General features: G+C 70.5%; 1 protein-coding gene and 1 pseudogene. Both read left to right on the top strand.

Annotation, left to right across the window (positions count from 1 at the left end; all coding sequences use genetic code 11):
* The coding region (locus tag H5J26_RS30850; protein ID WP_181769235.1) for a 2-oxo acid dehydrogenase subunit E2 at positions 1–879 on the top strand (879 nt) is incomplete at its 5' end.
* A 309-nt stretch (positions 880–1,188) separates the two neighbouring features.
* Positions 1,189–1,609 (top strand): annotated as a pseudogene (locus H5J26_RS30845) (transcriptional regulator); the annotation flags it as partial.

Here is a 1,609-nt window from a genome sequence, read left to right as displayed (position 1 = left end):
GGCGTCGACCTGAGCACCGTCAAGGGCACCGGCGTCGGCGGCCGCATCCGCAAGCAGGACGTCACCGCCGCTGCTGAGGCCGCCAAGGCTCAGGCGTCGGCTCCTGCCCCCGCTGCCGCCTCGACGGCTCCCAAGTCGCCGAAGCTGGAGCCCTCTCCGCTGCGCGGCCAGACGGTCAAGATGCCGCGTATCCGCAAGGTGATCGCGGAGAACATGATGAAGGCGCTGCACAACCAGGCGCAGCTGTCCACCGTGGTCGAGGTCGACGTCACTCGCGTGATGCGCCTCCGGGCACGGGCCAAGGACTCCTTCGCGGCACGTGAGGGCGTCAAGCTCTCCCCGATGCCGTTCTTCGTGCAGGCCGCGGCCGAGGCGCTCAAGGCCCACCCGTCCGTCAACGCGCGGCTCAACGACGACGGCACGATCACCTACCACGACGTCGAGAACATCGGCATCGCGGTGGACTCCGAGAAGGGCCTGATGGTCCCGGTCATCAAGGAGGCCGGAAACCTCAACCTGGCGGGCATCGCCCGCAAGACGGCCGATCTGGCGAAGAAGGTGCGCACCGGCGGTCTGGGTCCGGACGACATGTCCGGCGGGACGTTCACGATCAGCAACACCGGTTCGCGCGGTGCGCTGTTCGACACGGTCATCGTGAACTACCCGCAGGTGGCCGAGCTGGGCATCGGCGCCACCGTCCGCCGTCCGATGGTCATCGACCACCCGGAGCTGGGCGAGACCATCGCCGTGCGCGACATGGTCTACCTGACGCTCTCGTACGACCACCAGCTGGTCGACGGAGCGGACGCCGCCCGCTACCTCGGCGACGTCAAGGCCCGCCTGGAAGCAGGCGAGTTCGAGGGCGAGCTGGGTCTCTGACCCGCTCTCCCACGGTCGGTGCCACGGTCGTAAGGCCCCGCCGGACAGCTTCGAGCTGTTCCGGCGGGGCCTTCGCCGTACGGTGTGCGCACGCGGCGTCGTATCGGGGAGCCGTGGGAGTCCGTGCCGGACCCCGACCCGCAAGGGCCCGACGGCAGTTCGCACCGGAAGCCGGGCCCATGCCGGACTTCTCCCGCCACGCCTCCATGAGTCCCGCGTCGGCGTTAGGGTGTCGATGAGCGCTCCGCTCGTACCCGGGGGACGGGCACTCGGGTCCGGCGCGCGAACCGGGGCCACGAGGGACACCGCATGTTGCGCATCCACTTCACCGGCACCGACCTCGCGCGGACGCACGTCGCCGAGGGGCCGGACCCGCTCTGGGAGACGGTCTTCAGCCTGCAGATGCTCCGGGCACGCTACGGCCGGGCGACTTTCGCGGAGTGGCGCCGGGGCGTGCGTACGGAACTGCGGCGTCACGCGCGGACGGACGAGGTGCGGCAGCTGCTTCCGCTCGTGCCCGACGCCAGCTACTTCCCCGACTTCCTCACTCCGCCCGAGGGCATCATGGGCCTGGAGCCCGGGCTCGAAGCCGTCGTCGCCACGCCGCCGAAGAGGATCGACCACGAACTGGGCATACTGCACGGGCGCGTGGGGGCTCCCAGCTGGGCGCGCGACCTCACCGACCGTTCACCGCATGCCCGGCAGCGGCTCGGCCGCATGATCGGGGGAT

It is taken from the genome of Streptomyces albidus (ex Kaewkla and Franco 2022), assembly GCF_013870515.1.
GTDB classification, from domain to species: domain Bacteria; phylum Actinomycetota; class Actinomycetes; order Streptomycetales; family Streptomycetaceae; genus Streptomyces; species Streptomyces albidus.
Note: the sequence above shows the minus strand (reverse complement) of the source record. Positions and strands in the feature narration are given on the sequence as shown.